Source organism: Prevotella communis, assembly GCF_022024115.1.
Taxonomy (GTDB): Bacteria; Bacteroidota; Bacteroidia; order Bacteroidales; family Bacteroidaceae; genus Prevotella; species Prevotella communis.
This window is the reverse complement of record NZ_CP091792.1, coordinates 3,297,846-3,312,060: the sequence shown is the minus strand read 5'-3', so window position 1 is coordinate 3,312,060 and position 14,215 is coordinate 3,297,846. Positions and strand designations below refer to the sequence as shown.

Below are 14,215 nucleotides of genomic sequence, written 5' to 3'. Positions count from 1 at the left end.
AGTTTTTAGTTTATATGGGTTGATTTAAATGAGCTCGCGGTAGATATCAGCCATCTGACTGGCGACACTGTTCCCTTGAAAGCGCTTAATGTATTGCATGCTGCGTTCTATGCGCTGTTCGCGGCCTTCAGCGCCGTGTAGTGTTGCCATGATGGCATGCGCCATGCCCTCAGCATCATCTGGCGCCACATAGAAAGCGTCGGGACCGCCTGCTTCCTCGAGGCAGGAACCTGTGCAAGCTACAACTGGCAGACCGGAACTGATGGCTTCGATGATAGGAATGCCGAAACCTTCATAGATGGATGGGTACACAAATGCTTCTGCATTGGCATAATAGGGCACGAGTTCGGGGTTGCTGACAGCATGGAGCATGATAACACGATGTCCGAGTCCATGCTTCTTGGCATAGGCTTTTACCTCATCGGCATAGGGCGTCTGACGGCCAATGATGACGAGCGACAAATCTTCGGGTAATAAAGGCAGAGCCTTGACTGCCAACAGTATGTTCTTACGTCGTTCTATGGTGCCCACATTGAGGATATAGCGAGAGGGCAGTCCATGCCTGTCTGTTGAGGCTGAGCGCTGGAATTTTGGGGAACAGCTCTGGTAGACCAAAGAGATGCGACTCTCGTCAACACCGCCAAGTTCTATGATATCCCGCTTGGTACATTCGCTGATAGCTACGATATGACTGGCCTCACGGATTGTCTGACGGAACTTCCAGGTGTATATCTTGACGTCAATCCAGTTGTAGAACTCAGGATGACGCATGAATATCAGGTCGTGGATGGTGACAATGCTCTTGATGCCACTCTTGCTGATGTTGATAGGCAGCTCGCCGGAAAGACCGTGATATAGCTGAACACCATCGCGTTTCAAGTCGTTGGTGATGCCGCGGCTGCGCCAGATGGCAGCACGTAGTCCGGAAAGTCCCTGGCCGGGGTAACAGAAAGTGACGTTGGGGCGCTCAATAATCTGTCCCCTTAGATTCGTACGTCCGGAATTGGGGGCATACAGACGAAGGGACAAGGAGTCATCCTGTGCAAGATCATTGATAAGTGTCCGCCCGTAACTTCCCAATCCTGTGCCATTGCTGACAATTCTTTTTGCATCGAAGCCTATAATCATGCTTTTATTCATATTTTCGGCAAAGGTACGAAATAAATCACAGACGTAGTGTTATAATTCATAATTATTTCATACCTTTGCATACAAATAGTATAAAAAAGACTTGAGATTTGATAGAATGACGAGGATTCTGGTTATACACGCAGCTTCATTGAAAGAACGTGGTGAGCACATAGACCGAATGCTGAAAGGCATGGGGCTGGAGTATGAGTTCATAGCGGAGGCTGACCGTGACCTGTTGACCGATGAGCTGATGAACCGTTATCTTGCTGATGGACCGGAAAAGATGCGTGAGAAATTATCAACGGCATCGTGTACCATCAAACATTTTATAGCCTGCGAGAAAGTCCTGGAGGCTCATGATGACGGTGCTTTGATATTGGAGGACGACATCGTCCTGCACAAGGATTTCCAATCGCTTTTTGGAAGGTGTATGAGCGAGTATCAGCAGCATCATGCCGACAGCCCGATCCTGATTTCATTAGAGGATAGTTCTTTGCGGTTTGTCCCTCGTAGTCAACGCACTAAGGGACAAATGCTTTACCCAGCAGAGAAAGGCCGCATGGCAGGTGCCTATTATGTGAATAAGCAGGCCTGTCAGGCTATCATTGACAGTTTGAAGACAGAGCGTTGCAGAATCCCGATTGACCACTATCACAACCTATTGATGAGTCGTGGTCTTATTCAATGCCTATGGGCTCAGCCAGCCATGGCCACCCAAGGGTCGTTTATGGGTGTCTTTGGCTCGTCGCTCTCAAAGCGCAATGACCGGATGATCAAGTTGCGTTGGATATTTAAGAAAAATTACAAACGATTTCTTTATTGGTTAAGATAACCACAAATGATATAAAAATATGGGTACCCCAAGACGATTCTCGATACTTATCCCTACTTGGAATAACTTGGCTTTTCTGCAACTGTGTATTCAGAGCATCAGAAAGAATTCAGCCATAGATCATGAGATATTGGTTCATGTCAATGATGGTAGTGATGGCACTTTGGCGTGGGTCAAGGCGCAAAGCGATATTAAATATACGCATTCTGATGAGAATATAGGTGTGTGCTATGCCCTTAATGGTCTTCGCACGCTGATGACAACGGAATATGTGCTGTTCATGAACGACGACATGTATGTGTGTCCGGGATGGGATACGGCTCTTGATGAGGAGATTACGGCCATTGGCCATAACAGGTTCTTCTTGTCAGCCACACTCATACAGCCTCGTCCTTTCTTCTGTAAGAGTGTCATAGCTCCGGCAGACTATGGTCAGACGGTTGAGTCCTTTGAGGAAGAACGTCTGTTAAAGGAATATCAGGAGCTGAAACATGATGACTGGCAGGGCGCAACATGGCCTCCTAATGTGGTACACCGTGATATGTGGGACTTAGTGGGAGGATATAGCATAGAGTATAGCCCGGGCATGTATAGCGACCCTGATTTTTCTGCCAAGCTGTGGAAGGCTGGTGTCAGACTGTTCAAAGGCGTGAGTCGTAGTCGTGTATATCATTTTGAGGCACGTTCAACACATCGCATCATTAAGAACGACGGTTCTACTCAGTTCCTCCGCAAGTGGGGTATTACATCTGCATCGTTTATCCGTGACGTGCTTCACCGGGGCGAAAAATGGAACGGCCAGCTTGATGCTCCGTCTTCACGTTTGAAGGCAGACTTGCTGCGCAGTCGTCTGAAACGTCTGCTGACAATATTCCGTGATGTACGTATCAAGAATATCTGGGAAGACTAGGTGTCCTGTTTCATGAACACCCGTTTGTCGTCATATTCGCGATAGGGGAGGTTATAGTCGAGATAGAAGAAGTTGTGCTGACGCTGATGATCGTGAGGAGGTACGACCATGTAGTCACCGTATTTCTGCGTGAGATAAGTATCAGCGTGCTCAACTCCCATCAGGGTTTTTCCTTCAAATTCAATGGGGGTAGGACGGCCTAATACAGATTTGTCGCAGATACCGTTCATGCCGTCATCATAGTCGGCCACCAGTGTGCAATCATCAAATGGGTAGCGTGTCATGATATTGCGCAAGCGACGTTGTACGGCAGCATTGCTTGTCAGCCATTGACACAATAAGGGTATCCATGATGAAGGACCATGACCATGCTTGAAAGGATCGCGATGAAGAAAATATATGATGCGTTTCTGAATCTCGTAGTGTGAGAACTGAAAACGCTGTTTCCATGACTGTTGTGGTACACCATCGAGTGGGAATACATCAATATAGAGGCCTCCGATATAATTGATGTGGGCACGCTCTATTAATGTTGTGGAACTGTCCTGGATCTTCCCGAACGGACCTGGATAGAGCGGGTCGGTCTCAGCACTGACAGCTTCGTATGGAGCAGGGAGCCATTCGTGTGCGTGAGCCATCAGACGGTCGTAATCGGGACGTGGCATACAGATATCCATATCATCGTCCCAGGGAATGAACCCACCATGTCGCACTGCGCCTAACATGGTGCCTGCCCAAAGATAATATCGCAAATCATGTTCACGACAGACTTTGTCAACAGCTAAAAGTATGTTGAGTATATGTAATTGTAAGGGTCTGATGTCGTAATTCGCCATAGTGTAAGATGTGTTTCTTGCGTGCAAAGTTACATATTTTTCTTTAATTTTAAGACGATTTGTGCAGAGAGTTGCATTTTTATTTGTACTTTTGCATAACTCAAGAAATGGAGAACGAATGAAGGTTGTCATTGATCAGCAGTTCCAGAAGTACGAAAACTTTATCAGACAGATACCTCGTCTGATAGAAGACGGTGTTGGCACTACCGTGTATGATGGGCGTAATAAGGTAGTAAGACTGGAATATGAAGGAGAGACGATGATGGTGAAGTGTTTCAAGCGCGTGAACATCATCCAGCAGATTGTCTACACCTTCTTCCGTAAGTCTAAGGCTGAGCGGGCCTTTCTCTTTGCAGGAGAATTTGCCAGTCGGGGAATCAACACACCCCAGCGTATTGCCTTTTTGGAAGAGAAACGCTGTGGCTTGTTCCTGAAAGGCTATTTCGTCAGTAAGGAGGTTGAGGGAACGGAATGCCATCTGTTGCTGAGAGAGGTGAAAGAGTTCAGTCCTCAGTTGGCTGATGCCGTGATGAAACAGACTCTTTTGATGCATAGCAAAGGCATCCTGCATGGTGATCTGAACCTGTCGAACTTCCTCTGTACAGAGAAGTCTGGCAACTATTATTTTAATATGATTGACATCAACCGTTCCCGTTTCTGTGACGGTTATCCCTCCAACAAGGAATGTCTGAAGAATCTGGTGAGGACAACCCATCGGCGAGACCTTTATGAATATCTCGTTGCCAGTTATGCACGTCAAAGAGGGTGGGATGAAAAGGAAACGGTCCAACAGGCTGTTGCACTGCTCGACCGTTTTGAACATCGGAGGTTTAAACTTTAGCTCTTACTTCCTCTATTGTTGTTTCCCGATATGGCTGATTCAGATCCATACGGAAGAAATGATGCTGTATCTGCTTCTCTTTTGGTGGCAGTTGCATATAGTCACCATATTTGTTTGAGAGATACTCATCAGCACGTTCTACTCCCATGAATGTCGTATCAGCAAAAGCGTATGGCTGAGGCGTTCCTAAGATGGTCTTCTTGATTGCTCCGCGAACACCGTCATCGTAGTCGGCCACATATTCCGAACTGTCATAGTCATATTTCGTCATCAGGCGTTTTACACGCTTCTGCAGATCCTCTAGAGAGAAGACCTGATGCAGCAGCCAAGGATACCATGAGCGTGGCCCGTAGCCATGCTTGAATGGGTTGCGACCACGTAGGAAGAGCAAATGGCGCCAGAACTTATAGCGCTTGAAGTGCTTTTGTCTTTCCTTCTCATCAGAAGGAACACCGTCAATGGGGAAGACGTCTATATAGATACCCTCAAGGAACGGAAAGTCTGGACGTTCCAGGACTGTTGTCGAAGCGTCTTCAATCTTTGCAAACGGATAAGGATAGGTGGGGTCGTTCTCGGCGCTGATCACCTCGTATGGTGCCGGGAGCCACTCTTTCCAATGCGCTAACAGCTTCTCGTAGTCCGGACGTGGCATGCAGATGTCCATATCGTCATCCCAAGGGATAAAGCCCTGATGACGAACGGCACCCAACATGCTGCCAGCCCACAGATAGTAGCGCAGTCCATGTTTACGGCATACCTGGTCAATAGCCTTGAGGTTACCCATTATCTTCTGTTGCAGGATATGGATATCGTAATTTGTTTCGTTATAGAGTCGCATATGTTGAGTCTTAAATATGGAGTAATTGACGATAGAGAGCGATATACTGTTCAGTATAGTGGTCGTAATTGAAGGTGCGTGAGTAAGCACGGGCATCCACGGCTTCCTGACCGTCTCTGCTCCATCCTTCCAGTCCTTTCCTTACTACCTCTGCCATAGCCTCTGGCTCATAGCTGTCCCAGTAGGAGGCATGTGTGCTGCAGACCTCTGGCAGACAACTGAAGCGTGACGAGAATACTTTCGTGCCGAAACGCATGGCTTCGAGGACAGGGATGCCAAACCCTTCCAGCTTACTGGGGAATAATAGGGCATCGGCATGAGCCATGAGCCAGCATTTCTCCTCATCCGCAATCTTTCCTGTCAATACAATGCGGTCTTTATCCTCCGGGGCTACCATGCTGCGTATCTTGTCAGCATAAGCCCAGTGGTTTGCGCCGCAGATGTAAAGATGATGATTGGGGAAGTATTTCATCATGGGCACCACGGTATGGATGTTCTTCTTCTCCCTGACATGTCCTATGCAAAGGAAGAAGGGAGCATGCTCATCCTTGACGAATGATGGTTGCTTGCGAGGGTGGGCCTCCACGTCGTCTATACCATTATAGATAACCTGTGGCTCTTTGTCAAGGAAAGGAATGTGTTGCTCCACATCTTTCTTTACGTATTCAGAAATCACCGTGATGGCGTCGCTGCGATGGATAAGCCATGGCATCTCTATCTTGTGACGTAACAGATGGATGCCGTGCTTCTCGTAGAGGTAGTTCAGGTCATGCACCGTCAGCAGTTGCAGGGTGCCTTTTGTATGGCGACGGTAGCCGAACTGCTGATCCGTGGCATGCCACAGGTCGATATGGTTAGGATAACGACGTATTTCCCGCTTGCGGTTCTCGGTGGCTATATAGTCAATATGCGGACCGAACTCTCCGATATGTTTCTTTGGGATGATAAAGATGAAATGCATATCGGGCACATCAGCCACGGCCAGTCGGCGACAATAGTTGCGTACTATCTCGCCAAAGCCACTCAGCGCATCATAATTGGAAAAGTCAACAAGTACGTTCTTCATCTGTCTGATGGCCTAGGGGTTCATAATATCCAGATAGCGTTTCAGTACCAGGAGAGAGATGAGCTTCTCACGCTCACGGTCGCGGAACTGGTCTATATACTCGTGGGCATGGTCAATAATCTCCTGTGCTTTCTCCGGATGGGCTATGTAATATTCCATCTTGTCGATGAGGTCGCTATAGTCTTCCTCCACGCCGATATAGTGATAGTCGGGTTTCAGCGTACCCTCCATGAACCAGGTCTCACAGCGCAGCTTCGGACTGATGGCAATAGAGTTGGACGACATCACCCATTTCAGGTTTGACGCAACGTCATTACCTTCGAGTGACATGATGAACTTATAGTCAAGATGTTCTGGGATGGTCATCTTCTGCACTTGCCATTTGGGTTCCACACCACCTATCTCACCTACATCAACCATCGGGTGGCCGAAGTATTTGCAGGCAAAGTCGTAGCGGTTACGTTTCATCTCCTTGCTATTGGCCTGACCAATCTTTCCACGGAAGATGGCCATATCCTTCTTGTCGGTAAATTTCAAACGGTCCTTCACAAAGATAAAGTGGCGTACCTTCTCAAGCTTCATGATGACATTATTCGTCATGTCGCCTTCGATGAGGCGGCTCTTCACAATAGACGGCAGGGGTAGGGCATAGTCTATATCGCCAGCCTGAAGAATCCAGCGCAGGGACTGGTTGAACCAACGGGAGAACTCCAGCGCATCGTAATAGTAGACGGATGCACCGGTCTTTTTCGTATGACGCAGTTCTGTTGATGCTTTCAAAAAGGCCTCGCGGTCATAGGGCGTCTCGGCTGTCAGCCTGCAATAGTAGTCCACACGACTCAGGATATATTCCTTGTCAGGACGACTGTCAAGCTTGCGGAGCTCATGGTCCAGCATGGCGTTGAGTAATGGCTTTGGTACAGCCTGACGAACGAAATTCACCAGGTAGTAGATGAATTTCGGGTTCTTTCCGCTGTGGAAAGTATAATAGAACTTGCGTTTCAAATCACTCATAGTTGTGTCTTTATATGTTTTGTTGTAAATTCTTTCAGCATCAGCCATACATGGTCTACCGTTGCTTCCTCGTTGCGGATGGCTACGGCTGGTACTTCATCCTGGGGTATCCATACCTGTGGATTGGCGACTGGTGAACAGACAACCAGTGACGGCTTCTGCATGGCATGTACGATGTGGCGTGCCCCACCTTCGTTTCCGAAGTACAGGTTGATGGCGTCACACATGGCAGCCAATTGTCTGCTGCTTCTGGCCTGTACGTCAATGAAGACGGAGGCCGGTGCGCCAAGGCGCTGGTAGATGTCGCGTGCATTCTCTTCCTCCTTGCCTGGGGCATAGTTGAAGATGAGTTGTATCTCCGGGAAACACTCAATAAAACGCTTAAGTACCTCGGTCATCTTTTCTTTTGGCCAGGTCTTATTCTCCAATTTGGCGGTGACACCTATCAGGGCAATAGGACGACTGAGGTCCATTCCCTGCTGATGGAGATAGGTCCTGAAGTCTTCCTTCTCTTGTTCTGATACCCAGAGGGTCATCTTCCGGTCGTATTGCACAGGACAGATACGCTCCAGGGGTTCCAGATGCTCCAGGATGTGGTCAATCATTGGTGTGTTCTCTACCGAACCGACACGGTGGTTATACAACAGCCAGGTGTAGGGCTTCTTCAAGGCCACACGGATGGGTGTGTGCAAGGAGAAAAGGGCAAATGGTGTCGTATTGAAGGTCGAACGTTTGTCGATGATGACGTCATAACGGGTCTCATGCATGATGCGCCACACCTTCTTCAGGTATGTCATCGTATCGTGACGTTCTTCCTTCGTAAAGGTGATGATGCGGTCTATAGAGGGATGGCCCTCGAAAAGCGCAGCCAGGTTATCATTGAGCACATAGTCGATGCGTGCATCAGGGAAAGTCTTCCTGATGGTGTTGCAGATAACTGTGGTCAATACGGCATCGCCCAGTTGTCGGAATCGTACTACGAGTACATTTTTTACTTCCATAGTCTTGTCTTTATGATTAACTGCCTGTGACATTGGGATCCTTGGGAATGGTACGTCCGTTCACCAGGTTATAAACCCGGTCGAACTCCTCCTTTGTGCGCTTCCAACGGTTGTGTGTCCACAGGTAGTAAACCGGGGCACGATAGATAGCTTTCTCCAGTAGCTGGAAGAACTGCTTGGTCACTTCGTTCTCGGGCAGTGAATTGATGTCATCTGTTATCTTACGGAACGTACAGGTATAATAGCCGCGTCGTGGACGGAACATGTCAACATAGAACACGGCATCGTTTGCCTTGCGCATGATGCGCTCTCCACCCGTGAAGACAGCGGTATCCTGATTCAGGAACTTAATCCACAGGTGGATGTTCATCCAACGTGGTGCCTGGTCGCTGATATAGCCGAAGAGATAGGGCTTCTGCTCCTGTTTGCATGTGATGAGGTGGCGCAACACATCCTTCTTGGGAATGCAACTGCCACCATGAGCCGAACGGACTGCAATGAAGAGCTTGTCAAACGCGTCATTATAGAGCGGATGATAGATAAGGCCCATCACAGCGTTGGGATAGCGACGGAAGGCCAGTCCTGTAGCTGACAGCCATTCCCAGTTGCAGTAATGGCCAAGGATGGCAGCGCAGTTCTGACCACGGTCGTAGCATTTCTCCAGTTCCTCTACATTCTGGAACTCAATATGCTTCAGGAGTTCCTTGTCGCTGATACTTAACAGCTTGATCGTTTCAACGATATAGTCGCACAACCACTGGTAGAATTCGTATTCTATACAGGATAACTCAATATCGTCCTTTTCAGGAAATGATGCCTTGAGGTTCTTCCACACTACTTTTCTCCTGTATTTCACGACGCGATACATCAGGAACCAAATACAGTCAGACAGTCCGTAAAGCACCTTGAAGGGCAACAAGGAAATCAGGTATGCGAAACCATACAGGAGATAATATAAGAGATTCTTCATCATCGTTAATTGGATTTTAGTTTAAATGTATTGAGAGCCTTAACCACCTCACGGGCCTCGTCGGGTGTCATCACAGGACTGATGGGCAGACTGAGTTCCTGGCGGTGGATCTTTTCCGTGACAGGAAGCGACAGACTGTTCCATTGGCTGTAGCATTCCTGCTTGTGAGGCGGGATAGGATAGTGGATGAGTGTCTGAATACCTTGCTCTTTCAGGTATTCCTGTAGCTCATCCCTGTGTTCGCAGAATACGGGGAAGATGTGATAGACGTTCTGCTCATCTTCCAGGTAATCGGGGAGAGTCACTAGAGGATTGCTGATTCCCTCATAGTAAATCCTGGCGATGGCACGGCGCGCGTCATTGTCTTCATCCAGATGATGCAGTTTGACATCCAGCACGGCAGCCTGTGTCTCATCCATTCTGCTGTTTCGTCCTGTATATTTGAAGATATATTTCTGTTGACTGCCGTAATTGGCCAGCGCACGGATGGTATCAGCCAATTCCTTGTCGTTGCAGGTTACGGCTCCTGCATCGCCTAATGCGCCAAGGTTTTTTCCTGGGTAGAAACTGTGTCCTGCCGCATCACCAAGACTGCCTGTCCGTCGGCCATCAGTATATCTGCAGCCGTGGGCCTGCGCATTATCCTCCACCAGCTTTAAGTTGTGTTTCTGGCATAATCTGCCAATCTCTTCCGTATATGCACACCGGCCGTAGAGGTGAACCAACAGGATGGAACGGGTCTTTGGTGTGATGAGGGCTTCCAACTTGCTGTCATCCAGCTCCAGGGTGTCATAACGAGGTTCGGCCAGGACCGGAACTAATCCATTCTCGGTCAGGGCAAGAATGGATGCGATAAAGGTGTTGGCCGGCACGATGACTTCATCGCCTGGCTGCATCACCCCCATCTCTATATAGGCGCGATAAATCCAAATCAGGGCATCCAGGCCATTTCCGCAGCCCACGCAATAGCGACTGCCGATAAAGGCAGCATAGTCAGTCTCGAAGCGTTTGTTCTCCGCTCCTTGCAGATAATAGCCCGAGTTCACGACGCGTGTGATGGCTTCGTGAATCTCTTCTCCGTATTTCTGCGTGATGCGCTGTAGGTCTAAGAATTTTATCATCGCTCTAATTTATCTGTTTTGCAAGTCCGTAGTGGTCTGCTGTATGATGGCCTTGTTCAGGCGTGTCATCTGTTGTGCATCTTCGCACTCATTGATGAGGGGCCGTTTCAAGTCGAAATCATAGAGCTGTTGTCCAGTGGCGTTGTAAATCCATTGGGCATTGCTGTAGTTGTTCACCACTGTTGGGAGGGTATAGCTCTCTGAGAGCACGTCGCGACTGAATATAAAGTCGTCGTGGTTCAGATGGAGTTGTCCGAAGAGGGTAGCGGCCAGGTCGCTCTGATTACAGAGCCTGTCGATGACTCGTGGTTCACGAATGGCACCGCCCACCCATAGCATGGGGATGTGGTTCTTCTGTAAGGGCTTTGTCTGGTCTATCTCTCCGTGAATGATACCATGGTCGGCAATCATCACGATGAGCATGTTGTCCCATCGGGGTGTCTGTTTCAGTTTGTTGATGAGATCATCAATGCAGTCATCCAGATAACAGAATGCGTTATCGACCTCGTCATCCAGTTTCTTGACGGGTACCTCCCAGGGCTCATGACTGGAGAGTGTGCTGTATCCCCACAGGTGAGGAACATCTGGTGACGACTGAATCATCTGGTTGTAAATCCTCTGGAAAGTGATATCATCCCGCACGCCCCACTGACCAGTCTGCTGTTCCTTGAACGAGAAGTCCTTGATGTCCGTGAGCCGGTCCCAGCCTGTGGAGAACAGGTAACTGCGCATATTCGTAAAGTTGGCATCGCCACCGTACAGATAGCTGGTCTGATAGCCCTTTTCCTTTAATCTGCCGGCAATGCTGGGCAGGAACCCACTCTTCTCTGGCGTCTTCATGATAGAGATGGCGGGGAACGAAGGATAGCCGCTCAATACGCAGAGCGTTCCGCGGTCAGTACGCCAGGAGTTGGCAAAACACTGACTGAAATAGATGCCTTCTTTCTTCAGTTCCTGAAGATGTGGCATGACACTGGCAAACTGTTCTCCCGCACTTTCCAGAAGGATGATGAGGATATCGGGACGTTCGGTGGTGAGGAGGGTGTCCTGGTGCAGACTCTCTGTGGTGTAGACCCCTTGGAGCAGTTCTTCACATTCTTCCGGCTCAAAGAACTGGTATTGTGATAAATCTTCCAGTTGGTGAGACATGGAATAGAAGAAACAGAATATGGGGTTTACTGCAGAATGGTTCAGGAACTGGTTCTGCGAGTAGTATACCTGTCCGGTATTGGTTGTCGCATCTCCAAATCCGCCGCGAATGCCAATGACCATCAATGGGGCCGTCACGACATAGAGAATCAGCTCTTTCCAGTTGCCGCGTGACGAAGCAGGTACGCCTGCAAGTCTGTCGTATGCAAAGAAGAAGACAATTGTGCTGAAAACCAAGACGATAACCCTGATAATCATATAACCAACGGATACACTGGCCATCACCTCGTTGGGCGATTCCAGGTATTGCAACCATGAGAAGTCAAGCTTGAAATGCCAGAATGCATACATGCTGGTGTCGCTGACGAATGCCAAGGCGAAAGCCAGTGCTATCAGGGCATAATAAGGTCTCATCAGCCATTTGGGTATCCTGACCCAGATGCTGACCATGGTGATGAGGAATGGCAGTATCAGGAAATAGAGAGCTGTTGACAAGTCAAGGCTCAGTCCATGCCATAACACGGCAAACATATCACCTACAGAGAATGTGCCTTCGGCATGATTACATATCATGAATGCCCATTTGGCAGCCATGAAAATCAGAACTGTCAATAGGTAGAACCTGATGAGATATAATAGTCGTTTCTTCACTATCCGCTATGCTCTTTTAAAGACTTTGCATGTCGTTCAGTTTCTTGTAGTAGCCATCCATGCTGAGCAGTTCATCGTGGGTGCCGCGCTCTACGATACGTCCTTCGTGGAGTACGCATATCTCGTCTGCATTCTTGATGGTCGACAGGCGGTGGGCAATAGCCACGGTGGTGCGTGTCTTCATCAGACGTTCCAGGGCATCCTGTACCAGTCGCTCACTCTCTGTATCGAGGGCTGATGTGGCCTCATCGAGAATCAGGATGGGAGGATTCTTCAAGATGGCACGGGCAATGCTCACGCGCTGGCGCTGACCACCCGACAATCGTCCGCCACGGTCTCCGATGTTAGTCTCAAATCCCTGTTCCGACTGCATGATGAAATCATAGGCGTTGGCAATCTTTGCTGCCTCGGCAATCTGCTCGTCTGTAGCTTTGTCCACACCAAAGGCGATATTATTGCGGAAGGTGTCGTTAAACAGGATGGCCTCTTGGTTGACATTGCCTATCAGCTGGCGCAGGTCGTGTATGCCAAGGTCCTTCACGTTAATGCCATCAATCAGCACTTCTCCTTCCTGTACGTCGTAGTAACGGGGAATCAGGTCTACGAGTGTTGACTTACCGCCACCGCTCTGTCCTACCAGCGCGATGGTCTTTCCCTTTGGAATCACTAAGTTGATGTCCTGAAGCACCCACTTGTCGCCATAGCGGAAGGATACATGACGGAACTCAATCTGTTGTTCGAAAGAGCCGATATGCTTAGGATTCTCTTTCTCCTTGATGGTGTTCTCTGCCAAGAGGATTTTGTCAATACGCTCCATGGATGCCAGTCCCTTGGGGATGTTGTAGCTGGCCTTTGAGAATTCCTTCAATGGATTGATGATAGAATAGAGAATCACCATGTAGTAGATGAACGTAGGGCCGGTGATAGCCTGGTTGTTGAGTACCAGCATGCCGCCAAACCAAAGTACGATGACAATCATCACGGTACCGAGGAACTCACTCATGGGGTGAGCCGATGACTGACGGATATTAACCTTCATCAGATGGTCACGATAAGAAGAGTTGATCTTGTCGAAACGCTTGTTCATCTTCTCCTCTGCACAGAAAGCCTTGATGATGCGCAGGCCACCAAGCGTCTCCTCTGCCTGACTCATCGTGTCGCTCCATAGGGCCTGAGCCTCGATACTCTTGCGCTTCAGCTTACGTCCTATCATTCCCATGATCCATCCCATGACGGGTACGATAATCAGGGTGAAAAGGGTCAGTTGCCACGATACAAACAGCATCGTAGAGAAATAGGCGATAATCAGTACGGGGTTCTTGAACAGCATGTCGAGTGATGACATAATGCTCGACTCTACCTCCAGTACGTCGCCGCTCATACGGGCAATGATATCTCCCTTTCGTTCCTCAGAGAAGAAACCCAGGGGGAGAGACGTGATCTTCTGATAAATCTGGTTACGTATATCGCGTACCACACCGGTACGGATAGGTACGATACAGGCTGAGGTGAGGAAGTAGAATCCCGTCTTCAGCATGGTTGTGCTTGCCAGGAACAGACCGATGAGCAACAAGGTAGTGGTTGGGCCATAGTCGGCTATCAGGCCGTTGACATAATAGTTCAGGTTGTTCATCAACACCTCCTGAACATTTCCCCAGTCCCATGCCATCACGGAGGTCGCAGCCTCTGCGTCGCCGGTCTGGAACAGGATTTGCAGGATAGGTATCAGGGCTGCAAATGAGAAAATGTTGAGCACTGCCGATGACACGTTGAAGAATATCGACAGGAGCAGGTATTTCTTATAGGGAGGCACGAAACGCCTCAGTACTTTCAAAAACTCTTTCATTTATCTTTT

General features: G+C 48.7%; 13 protein-coding genes. 3 read left to right on the top strand and 10 right to left on the bottom strand.

The window, feature by feature from the left end:
- Positions 1-24 precede the first annotated feature (24 nt).
- The gene (locus tag L6468_RS13720; protein ID WP_237793624.1) at positions 25-1,140 is read right to left on the bottom strand and encodes a glycosyltransferase family 4 protein; all 1,116 of its coding nucleotides are present in this window, start codon (positions 1,138-1,140) and stop codon (positions 25-27) included.
- Between the two features lie 106 nt (positions 1,141-1,246).
- On the opposite strand from L6468_RS13720, the gene L6468_RS13715 reads away from it, so the two are divergent.
- Both L6468_RS13715 and L6468_RS13710 read left to right on the top strand, forming a co-directional pair.
- Positions 1,247-1,963: a glycosyltransferase family 25 protein gene (locus L6468_RS13715; protein WP_143005801.1), complete on the top strand. Its 717-nt coding sequence runs from the start codon at positions 1,247-1,249 to the stop codon at positions 1,961-1,963.
- A 19-nt stretch (positions 1,964-1,982) separates the two neighbouring features.
- A complete protein-coding gene (locus L6468_RS13710) occupies positions 1,983-2,873 on the top strand; it encodes a glycosyltransferase family 2 protein (protein WP_237793623.1) in 891 nt (296 codons plus the stop codon).
- Here L6468_RS13710 and L6468_RS13705 read toward each other — a convergent pair.
- Entirely contained in the window at positions 2,870-3,709 is an 840-nt protein-coding gene (locus L6468_RS13705; RefSeq protein ID WP_091854607.1) for a LicD family protein, read from the bottom strand. The two genes, L6468_RS13710 and L6468_RS13705, sit on opposite strands and share 4 nt — an antisense overlap.
- 118 nt (positions 3,710-3,827) lie before the next feature.
- Here L6468_RS13705 and L6468_RS13700 point away from each other — a divergent pair, with 118 nt between their 5' ends.
- Positions 3,828-4,550 (top strand): lipopolysaccharide kinase InaA family protein, encoded by a 723-nt coding sequence (locus tag L6468_RS13700; RefSeq protein ID WP_091813582.1) that lies wholly within the window; start codon positions 3,828-3,830, stop codon positions 4,548-4,550.
- On the opposite strand, the gene L6468_RS13695 is transcribed toward L6468_RS13700, so the two are convergent.
- Genes L6468_RS13695 through L6468_RS13660 form a run of 8 tightly spaced genes read right to left on the bottom strand, consistent with a single transcriptional unit; the run spans position 4,540 to position 14,206 of the window.
- Positions 4,540-5,388, bottom strand: a complete 849-nt coding sequence (locus L6468_RS13695; protein WP_237793622.1) for a LicD family protein — start codon at positions 5,386-5,388, stop codon at positions 4,540-4,542. The two genes, L6468_RS13700 and L6468_RS13695, sit on opposite strands and share 11 nt — an antisense overlap.
- A 10-nt stretch (positions 5,389-5,398) precedes the next feature.
- The gene (locus tag L6468_RS13690; protein WP_091854611.1) at positions 5,399-6,454 is read right to left on the bottom strand and encodes a glycosyltransferase family 4 protein; all 1,056 of its coding nucleotides are present in this window, start codon (positions 6,452-6,454) and stop codon (positions 5,399-5,401) included.
- A gap of 12 nt (positions 6,455-6,466) precedes the next feature.
- Entirely contained in the window at positions 6,467-7,468 is a 1,002-nt protein-coding gene (locus tag L6468_RS13685; RefSeq protein WP_091854613.1) for a glycosyl transferase family 90, read from the bottom strand.
- On the bottom strand, positions 7,465-8,469 hold the full coding sequence (locus L6468_RS13680) for a glycosyltransferase family 9 protein (protein WP_237793621.1): 1,005 nt from the start codon (positions 8,467-8,469) through the stop codon (positions 7,465-7,467). Before L6468_RS13680 ends, L6468_RS13685 begins: the two co-directional genes overlap by 4 nt.
- Positions 8,470-8,485: 16 nt before the next feature.
- Positions 8,486-9,442, bottom strand: a complete 957-nt coding sequence (locus L6468_RS13675) for a lysophospholipid acyltransferase family protein (protein WP_348534597.1) — start codon at positions 9,440-9,442, stop codon at positions 8,486-8,488.
- Positions 9,443-9,444: 2 nt separating this feature from the next.
- Positions 9,445-10,560: a DegT/DnrJ/EryC1/StrS family aminotransferase gene (locus L6468_RS13670; RefSeq protein ID WP_237793620.1), complete on the bottom strand. Its 1,116-nt coding sequence runs from the start codon at positions 10,558-10,560 to the stop codon at positions 9,445-9,447.
- A gap of 9 nt (positions 10,561-10,569) precedes the next feature.
- The gene (locus tag L6468_RS13665; protein ID WP_143010048.1) at positions 10,570-12,360 is read right to left on the bottom strand and encodes an LTA synthase family protein; all 1,791 of its coding nucleotides are present in this window, start codon (positions 12,358-12,360) and stop codon (positions 10,570-10,572) included.
- Between the two features lie 16 nt (positions 12,361-12,376).
- Positions 12,377-14,206 (bottom strand): ABC transporter ATP-binding protein, encoded by a 1,830-nt coding sequence (locus tag L6468_RS13660; RefSeq protein WP_237793619.1) that lies wholly within the window; start codon positions 14,204-14,206, stop codon positions 12,377-12,379.
- Positions 14,207-14,215 lie beyond the last annotated feature (9 nt).

Bases quoted from the DNA above. Each gene is read 5' to 3' on its own strand.
- L6468_RS13720 (WP_237793624.1), bottom strand. From the start codon at position 1,140: ATGAATAAAAGCATGATTATAGGCTTCGATGCAAAAAGAATTGTCAGC.
- L6468_RS13715 (WP_143005801.1), top strand. From the start codon at position 1,247: ATGACGAGGATTCTGGTTATACACGCAGCTTCATTGAAAGAACGTGGT.
- L6468_RS13710 (WP_237793623.1), top strand. From the start codon at position 1,983: ATGGGTACCCCAAGACGATTCTCGATACTTATCCCTACTTGGAATAAC.
- L6468_RS13705 (WP_091854607.1), bottom strand. From the start codon at position 3,709: ATGGCGAATTACGACATCAGACCCTTACAATTACATATACTCAACATA.
- L6468_RS13700 (WP_091813582.1), top strand. From the start codon at position 3,828: ATGAAGGTTGTCATTGATCAGCAGTTCCAGAAGTACGAAAACTTTATC.
- L6468_RS13695 (WP_237793622.1), bottom strand. From the start codon at position 5,388: ATGCGACTCTATAACGAAACAAATTACGATATCCATATCCTGCAACAG.
- L6468_RS13690 (WP_091854611.1), bottom strand. From the start codon at position 6,454: ATGAAGAACGTACTTGTTGACTTTTCCAATTATGATGCGCTGAGTGGC.
- L6468_RS13685 (WP_091854613.1), bottom strand. From the start codon at position 7,468: ATGAGTGATTTGAAACGCAAGTTCTATTATACTTTCCACAGCGGAAAG.
- L6468_RS13680 (WP_237793621.1), bottom strand. From the start codon at position 8,469: ATGGAAGTAAAAAATGTACTCGTAGTACGATTCCGACAACTGGGCGAT.
- L6468_RS13675 (WP_348534597.1), bottom strand. From the start codon at position 9,442: ATGATGAAGAATCTCTTATATTATCTCCTGTATGGTTTCGCATACCTG.
- L6468_RS13670 (WP_237793620.1), bottom strand. From the start codon at position 10,560: ATGATAAAATTCTTAGACCTACAGCGCATCACGCAGAAATACGGAGAA.
- L6468_RS13660 (WP_237793619.1), bottom strand. From the start codon at position 14,206: ATGAAAGAGTTTTTGAAAGTACTGAGGCGTTTCGTGCCTCCCTATAAG.